Origin of the sequence: Roseiarcus sp., assembly GCF_052145395.1 — a bacterium.
Classification (GTDB): domain Bacteria; phylum Pseudomonadota; class Alphaproteobacteria; order Rhizobiales; family Beijerinckiaceae; genus Roseiarcus.
The window spans coordinates 1-7,790 of sequence record NZ_JBKQOT010000685.1; the positions used below are offsets into that span (position 1 = coordinate 1).

Sequence of the window (7,790 nt, forward strand, 5' to 3'; positions counted from 1 at the left end):
TGGCGCTCGCGGTTGATCAAATACTCCGCGTGACGCAACTCAGGCCCGCGCCAGCCTGAACGCCGGCCGCTCCGCCCCGCGAACACAGGGAGAATTCGCCGCGTTCGATGAATTTTGCAAGAGGCTCCAGATAAACACGCCCTCGAACGCGAGGTCGCCGCCTGGGTCAAACACCGCAACCAGCATCACGCAAAGGCCGACTGGCGCTTCACAACCGAGACCGCTCGCATCAAGCTCAAGCACCTATACCCCGTGCTTTAGATGAATCGGCCGACTAGGCGCGGTCTTCGCCCAAAGGAGACATCCGCCGTGGCGGAAGTCCTTCAGTATTGAAACCAATCAAGCGCGCGACAGCGCAAAGTGGGACGCGTTCCCGAGCGCGCAGTCGTCAGGGGCAGGGTCGACGGCAGCGAGCGCTTACCGCTGAAGAACGAAACCAAGCGCAACGGCAGACGTCCGGGCGCTCGTTCTAAATTCCGCCGGCGGGATTTGCCGGTTGGACCGCCAATATTATCGCCCCTTGATACAGAGAGCCATCGCATCCAAACATGCCGTTGATGTGGCCGAGCCATGCCCGCCCGGGGCGTGACAGTCATCACAGACTGGACCTGGGTGCGACGGTACAACAGCCATTGGTTGCACCTCACTGCAACTCCAGGTGGGAAACCGCCGGTCGGGATGCGCCTTTGCCACACTCGCTAGCGGACAGGAGCAACGTGGGATGGCCACACTAGGTCAACGCGCCGTTTCCCCGACACGATATGCAGCCTATCGGATCGGGCGCTTCACACTGGATATTGAGCGCAAGGTCCTGCTGACGGCCGAAGGCGTGGAAGCGCCTCTACGCCCAAAATCCTTTTCCATGCTCCTGCTCCTCGCCAAGAACGCCGGGCGCACGCTATCCAGCGATACGATTATGAATTCGGTCTGGCCTGGTCTCTTCGTTACGGAAAACAATATCACACAGTGCGTGCACGAAATACGTAACGCTCTCGGCGCCGAGGGGCAGCAGATCCTGCGGACACGACCTCGCCATGGCTACCAAATCGCAGTCGACGTTGTTGCGATACCAAGCGCAGACGATTTCAAGACCGAAATCGAGGTCGTCGATTGTCCGAAGGCTATTCCGCCGAATGCTTTTCGAGTCGCCGCCACCTCCACCGCGGGCGAACGCGGTGACGGAATCGCACAGTTGACAGCGATGTCGTCCGCTGACCGCGATGGTCACCACGAGTCCGCCACGGGGCCAGGAGGGAGGCCCAACGCTATGCTCAACGTGGTGGCCAATCGACAATTTTTACCCTTCAATGACGGCGTCGAGATCCAGGTTGGCCCTCTCCTGACCGCGAGTAAGAATGCGAATTGGCCCCGTCCTCCAGATGACTTGCCGGGGAAGGACTGTCGACTCGATGGACCGCGACCCGCACGAGGCGCTGACCGCGCGTCCGCTGCCGTTGTGAGCGTGATCGACGGCAAGGGCGACCAACCCGCCGCCTTGGGAGCGCCGCGTCTCTCTCTTGTCGTCCTGCCATTTGTCAATCTGAGCGACGACCCCAAAGAGGAGTACTTTGTTGACGGTATCACGGAGTGCCTGACGACGGACGTATCCCGCATCCGGGGCGCTTTCGTGATCGCGCGCAACACGGCCTTCACCTACAAGGGGAAAGCGCTGGACACGAAGACGATCGGGCGAGAGCTCAATGTTCGCTACGTGCTCGAGGGAAGCGTTCAGAGGGTCGGCAGACGCATGCGCGTGAGCGTTCAGCTTGTCGACGCGGAAAGCGGCCATCATCTTTGGGCGGAGCGGTTCGACAAGCCTGTGGCGGACTTCTTCGAGTTGCAGGACGAGATCTCGGCGCGGCTTGCCAGCCAACTGGGCGGGGCGTTGATCGCCGCTGAGGCCAGACGGTCAGAACGAGCGCCCAACCCCGACGCGCTGGATCTCTATCTTCAAGGGATGGCGTGGATAAACATGGGACCTTACCCGGCGCACCTATCCCAAGCCCGCGCTCTCTTTGATCGAGCCTTGTCCATAGAGCCCGATAACGTGGACGCATTGGTTGGCAGCGGGTGCGCGGACTTTTGGGAAGTGGCGGACTGGTCGAGCGCCGAACGAGGACGGCGCCTCCTGTCGGCTGAGGCCTCGTTATCGAAGGCGCTCGCATCCGCGCCGGACAACGCTCTCGCTCATTTGCTGCTGAGCGCGGTCAAGACGTACTCCAATCGACCGGCCCAGGGCATAGTCGAGGCCGAACGAGCGCTGGCGCTCGACCCGAATCTCGCGCCCGCTTGGAGCACGATCGGACTTGCCAAGCATTTCGTGGGTCATCCTGAAGAGACAGAACATTATGTTCGACAGGCGCTTCGCCTGTCGCCTCGAGATCGCTTGACCTTCATCTGGCTCGGCATAGTGGGGGCCTCGAAGCTCCATGTCGGACGATATGAAGACGCGACGACCTGGCTTATGCAGTCGGTCGCAATCAATCCGAACTTCGCAAGCACCCGCTTCCTCCTCGCGGCCGCATTCGCTCAGATGGATCGAATTCAAGAGGCGCGCGCCGAGGCCTTGGCCGCGCTTGCGCTCAACCCACGATTTACAATCGACCGCTTCCGCGCAAACCCGGATTGCGACACCGCAGATTTTCTCAAGCAGCGCCACAACGTCTATGAGGGCTTGCGTAAGGCGCAAGTGCCTGAGACCTGACGGGCGTCTCCGTCGCGCGGGCAGGGTGACGGCGACCTTGTGTCCCGCGGCGTGAAGCGCAAGCCATCACGCTCGGCAAAATGAACCCTGATGAGGCGACCGCCTCAGCCCTGTAACCCAGCTGGGGCCTTCGCCGTCGACACGAACGACGGCAAGCAGATCCTGACCGGCGTCGGCCAAAGCAAGTGCGGTCCGTGAGGCGGACGCGGACGCCGCACTGGGCGAGCCTTCCTCCTGCTTGACGGGATGACACGTTCATCCCTCGCGATTCCCGCGAGCTTTAGATTCGCAGCGGCCTCGTACCGCCTTGGCTTTCAGCAATCTTTCACGTCAATTTCAGCCCGGTCTGAGGACTTCGCCTTCGCCCTGGCGTCTACTTGCTGTGCGGCGCGGGGCGTTGCCCCGTCAGCTGTTTGTCGAAGCCACTCACACGAGGCACGTATCATGAAGACCATCTCGATCATCAAGGTCCAGAAGATTGCTCTGACCAAGACGCTCGCTGCCTGTTACTGCTGCTGCATGGGCGCCGCTCAGTAACTCACACACAGCTCGACTGGCGGGCTGCCTGACCCGCTCAAGTTCCGTGAACCATGTTTGATCAGGGCATGGAAACGATGCTGGGCCAGGCAGCCCCACGCGGCGGCGCGGAGAGCGCGCTCCTGTCAGCCACGCCTCAACGGAATGAGTTGCCGATGCCAAATCAGGACGCGCAGGCCTACACGGTCATCCCGCTCTCCGTCCAGAAGGACGACGACGCCTACCTCGTAGGGAACGTCGATTCCGGTGATTTCTATCAGTTTCCGGAGGTGGGCGTACGGATCCTTGAGATGTTGCGGTCCGGGGAGAGCGCGCCGTCCATTCAGGCGAAACTCGCGGCGGAAGGCGGCGAGACATTCGATGTCGTCGGCCTCGTCGAGCAGTTGATGACAATCGGCTTCGTCCATCCCGCCGGCCACTCGCCGCTGCCGCAGCCTCCTTCAAATTCCGAGCCGCGGAGCGCCCGCAGAGTCTTCAATGTGGATCCGCGCTTCGCTCGCGCCGTGTTCGGCTGGCCGATGCTATGCGGCTACTTCGCGATCATCGCCTATGCGCTTGGCTGCGCCGTTATCGATTCGCGGCTTCGTGTGAATCCAAACGCCTTCTACACGGACACCAATCGGACGCCGCTGCTGTTGCTGATTCTGGTCCTGTCCTTCGTGCAAGTGTCCCTGCATGAATCGGGTCACATGCTCGCGGCGGCGAAACATGGGATCCGTTCGCGCTACGGTATTGGCAACCGGCTTTGGATAGTGGTCGCGGAATCCGATTTGACCGGCATATTGGCGCTGCCAAAAGCGCAGCGCTACTTCCCGATGCTGGCGGGGCTCTTGGTCGACCTGCTGTGCGCAGCGCTGTTGACCCTGGTGCTGCGGATGCTGCTCCGCGTCGGCGCGGGCGGCCTCACGATCCAGCTCGTGCAGGCGGTTATCCTACAGATCTTCATTGGCGTCACTTGGCAGTTCAATATCTTCGTCAAGACCGACATCTATTTCGTGCTGTGCAATTACTTCAGCTACCCGGACCTCGACCGGGACGCGCGCCATTATCTGCGTGGTCTGCTTTACTGCGCGACGCGCGGCCGTTTCGGCGATCCGCCAGCCGCTCTGCCGCCGCGTGGCCTGCAAGGGCTGCGCATGTTCGCAGCAATCTGGCTGCTCGGTCGGATAGGATCGCTTGTCATTCTATTTGGCGTGTTCCTTCCAACGATGGCGGAATACATCCGATCCGCCGTGCATCTGCTGGGCGGGCCCCCCGCGGCCTTCTGGACGGCGTGCGACACAATCACCTATGTCGCCATCATGCTCATGATGTTGAGCGCGGGCATGTATCTGTGGCTAACGCAGAAGCAATTTTGACTTCGATGGACGGAGACAATCGATGAATCAACTGCCAATATTCGAGAACGCTTCTCCCGTCGGCGCAGCCCCCACCAGCATATGGCGTTTATGTCCGCGCTTCAGCGATGCTGGCCGCAGTCAAGCTCTCCAGGCGGCAGGCGACCCGGAGCGCGTCTTCGACGTGGATGCGGATTTCGAACGGGGCGGAGTTTGGGCGGGCGTCGCGGATCTGGCGGAGACGGCCTACCTCGAGCTGATCGGGGCGGGCGAAACGTCTCTGGTCGAGAAGCACCTTTTCGAACTGCATTCGGCTCTGATCGCCCGTCGGGACCACATTCGACCAGTCTATCTGTGTCTGACGGATACCGCGGCGGCAGACGAGAAGACACGCTTTTACGCCTTCGACCGCGCCTACCGACTGGTGCACGGCCTTGTGGGGATGATCCTGCAATGGAAGCAAAAACAGTCGCGACAGGCGCGCTGGGTAGTGGTCGTCCGCCACTTTGACAAAGCACAGAATCTGGCGACCCGATTCTTTGTCGAGCTGGCTCGGGGCGCGAAGGACTCGTTGATCGAAGTGATTGTCCAAGCCCCGCCGACCGTGGCCAAGGCGGGACCGGCGATGTTTGGCGCGTGTCGCTTCGTTGCGGCGACCCTGCCGTCGGGCGTCTCATTCGACCCCGCGGCCCGTATTGTCTCCGACATGACGGCGGCAGGGACGCTTGGGAGCCAAGCGGCCGCAGCCGACGACAATAGGTTCGAAATTCTCTGGCCGGCGCTGCTCGCACATCATCGCGACGCGGGCAACAGCTTGGCGGCGGCCCGCATCGCGGTGCGCATTTTCATCATTTACAACAGCTACGGCTTCTACCATGAAGCACGCCATTTCATTGGAATTTTCTTGCCGCATTTCGAGGCGTTGGTGGCCGACGATCAGTCCCGGCGAATCCATTACGTCAGCAAGATGAACATCTGCTTTGTGATGACGGACGATCCGGAGAGCGCGCTGTGGGTGATCGACGAACTGGCCGGAAGCCACCTCTCCCGGCCACACCACGTGGCCAGCATGCACTACATCTTTGCAATGCACTATCTGCGCTACGCGCAGGCGAAGAACCTTGAACGCGCGGAGCGCCACCTCCTGGTCGCGGTCGAAAAGATCGCGCAGGCCAAGGACGAACCGGACTTCCACGACTACCCGTTTCAGAAGGTTTTCATAGACAATGGCTTAGCGTTTCTGAGGGCGCGGCAGGGAAGGCGCCAGGAGGCTCTTGAGCTCTGCAAATGCGGATTTGATTTTCTCAACCAAGAGCTGGGTGGAGAGCGCCATTTACTGCACCGGTCGGTACTACAATACAATATTGCGCAGGTGTACGTGATGTTAGGCCAATTCGAAGAGGCAACCGAACATTATTTGAACGCCATAAGGATGGATCCAAATTATTCCGAATACTACAACGAGCTTGGAAACATTTTCCAAGAGCAAGAGACATATCAAGAGGCAGCAAAGCTATATGCGGCTGCCATCGAGCGCAGCGCTCCCTACCCTGAAGTGTTCTTCAACAAGGCCGTGTGCCATCTGCGTCTGGATGAGCTCGAGGAAGCTCTGGTCGATTTCGAGACGAGCCTCGATCTGAACCCCGATCAGCCGCAAGCGCAGGCTCTCCGGGCGGATATCCTTCGGGAGCAGGGGAACGCGACTGGCGCGCTGCAAGGATATGACGCCGCCATTGCGCTCGGTTGGGATTCGGCCGCGATCCGAGTCAATCGCGCTGCCTTGCACTTCGACAAAGGCGCATTCGGCTTGGCGCTGACCGACATGGACCAGGCGATCGTGTTGGAGCCGGAGCATCCAGACCACTACGAGAATCGCGCGGCAATCCATGCCGCGATGGATCGACAGGATTTGTACGTTCGTGACCTTGACCAGATGGCGCGCTGCCGGGAGCTGGTGTCGTGAGCGTGGCGACGTTCGTCAGCTCGATGGATCGCCCGCTCGTCCGACGCCGGCTCGCACGCCCCGCGCTGATGGTGGGTGCAGCCGTGGCCGCTGGTCTAGCCGCCGCCGGATGGTTGATGTTGAGTCCCGAGCAACATACCCTGCGGGTCGATGCGTCCAAGATCACCATCTCAACCGTCGTGGCCGCGCCTTTCCACGATTTCATTCCGCTGCGCGGCTGGGTGGTGCCGTTGGACAGCGTCGTACTGGATGCGGAGTTGGGCGGGCGGGTCGAGCAGGTGCTGGTCGAGGCCGGGCAGCGCGTAAGCGCCGGTCAGCCGCTTGTCCGCCTGTCCGACCCGCAGTTGGAGCTGGACGCGATCGCCCGCGAAACGCAAGTGATCGAGCAGATGAACGCCCAGAGCTCGCAGCAGCTTACGTTCGAGCTGACGAGGACCAGCGACCTCAAATCGATCGCTGACAGCGAGTACAGCGTCATTCGACTTGGCCGTCAGGTCGGCCGGAAATCGCCATTGGTGGCTAGCGGTTTCGCGACGCAGGAGACGCTGGATCAGGCCAGCGACGAACTCGTCTACGCGAAGCGGCTGCACGCAATCGCTGTGGACGCCCTCGAGCGGGACACCGCGGTGATCGAGCGGACGACTGCGCTGATCGCGACAACTGCGGCGCGGCTGGACGCCAATCTTGCCGCAGCCAAGCATCAGCTCGATGCGTTGGTGGTTCGCGCGCCTGTAGGCGGCATGTTGACCGCGCTTGATGCGCACGTCGGCGAGGAGAAGGTCCGCGGGCAGAATCTTGGCCAGATCGACCGAGACGGCGGCTTCAAGGTGACGGCGCAAGTGGACGAGTACTATTTGCCGCGGGTTCGCATCGGCCAGCGCGTCACCACTACGTTTGATGGACAACCCAGCGCGCTGGTCGTCGCCAAGATCTATCCGCAAGTCAAGGACGGCCGGTTCGACATGGACCTGACTTGGGTCGGCGCCCCTCCGCCTGCCTTGCGGCGTGGTCAAGCCGCGCAAGGAAAACTGGAGCTCGGAGGCGACACGCCCGCCATCGTACTCCCGACTGGTCCGTTTCTGGAAGAATCGGGCGGCGCTTGGGTGTTCGTGCTTAATCGAGATGGCGCCGGCGCAACGCGACGCGCGATCAAGCTGGGCCGCCGAACCGCCGAATCGGTGGAGGTTCTTAGTGGGCTGCGACCGTGAGAGCGCGTGGTGACGTCGGACTACACTCAACTCGGTCGCAT

General features: G+C 61.4%; 4 protein-coding genes. All 4 read left to right on the forward strand.

What is annotated here, in order from left to right; all coding sequences use genetic code 11:
- Nucleotides 1-721: 721 nt before the first annotated feature.
- The 4 genes from ACLP25_RS23405 to ACLP25_RS23420 all read left to right on the forward strand — a co-directional run bounded on the left by ACLP25_RS23405 (nucleotide 722) and on the right by ACLP25_RS23420 (nucleotide 7,749).
- Nucleotides 722-2,704, forward strand: a complete 1,983-nt coding sequence (locus tag ACLP25_RS23405) for a winged helix-turn-helix domain-containing tetratricopeptide repeat protein (RefSeq protein WP_442471532.1) — start codon at nucleotides 722-724, stop codon at nucleotides 2,702-2,704.
- Nucleotides 2,705-3,294: 590 nt separating this feature from the next.
- Complete coding sequence (locus ACLP25_RS23410; protein WP_442471533.1) at nucleotides 3,295-4,599, forward strand: hypothetical protein; 1,305 nt, start codon at nucleotides 3,295-3,297, stop codon at nucleotides 4,597-4,599.
- 22 nt (nucleotides 4,600-4,621) lie between these two features.
- Nucleotides 4,622-6,541 (forward strand): tetratricopeptide repeat protein, encoded by a 1,920-nt coding sequence (locus tag ACLP25_RS23415; RefSeq protein ID WP_442471534.1) that lies wholly within the window; start codon nucleotides 4,622-4,624, stop codon nucleotides 6,539-6,541.
- On the forward strand, nucleotides 6,538-7,749 hold the full coding sequence (locus ACLP25_RS23420; RefSeq protein WP_442471535.1) for an efflux RND transporter periplasmic adaptor subunit: 1,212 nt from the start codon (nucleotides 6,538-6,540) through the stop codon (nucleotides 7,747-7,749). Before ACLP25_RS23415 ends, ACLP25_RS23420 begins: the two co-directional genes overlap by 4 nt.
- Nucleotides 7,750-7,790: the final 41 nt, after the last annotated feature.

What these genes read in the sequence shown, in the direction of transcription:
- ACLP25_RS23405 (WP_442471532.1), top strand. Translation starts at nt 722, where the DNA reads ATGGCCACACTAGGTCAACGCGCCGTTTCCCCGACACGATATGCAGCC.
- ACLP25_RS23410 (WP_442471533.1), top strand. Translation starts at nt 3,295, where the DNA reads ATGTTTGATCAGGGCATGGAAACGATGCTGGGCCAGGCAGCCCCACGC.
- ACLP25_RS23415 (WP_442471534.1), top strand. Translation starts at nt 4,622, where the DNA reads ATGAATCAACTGCCAATATTCGAGAACGCTTCTCCCGTCGGCGCAGCC.